This window comes from Citrobacter sp. Colony219, from assembly GCF_019382635.1.
Taxonomy (GTDB): domain Bacteria; phylum Pseudomonadota; class Gammaproteobacteria; order Enterobacterales; family Enterobacteriaceae; genus Citrobacter; species Citrobacter youngae.
Map to the genome: position 1 here is coordinate 2722419 of NZ_CP080033.1, position 201 is coordinate 2722619.

The window sequence follows — 201 nt, forward strand, 5'->3', positions numbered from 1 at the left end:
CCCCTACCCCACGCGCAGCAAATCACTGTATCTCGTGGTATAACGCGGCGAAAGCATGTCTCKCTTCATCGCCCACGGTTGCTGTATCCCTTRYCCGGCAAACTAGAGCRTTCCTTTMCCCTTTTCAGCATTAAGCGTATCCAGAATCTCCATCAGTTTATCGCTGTTATGCCGCGGGAGGTTGTCGTCAAAAAGATTCAG

General features: G+C 51.0%; 1 pseudogene. It reads right to left on the reverse strand.

The features are described from left to right. Positions 1–3 precede the first annotated feature (3 nt). Positions 4–201 (reverse strand): annotated as a pseudogene (locus tag JTI85_RS21415) (DUF4113 domain-containing protein); the annotation flags it as partial.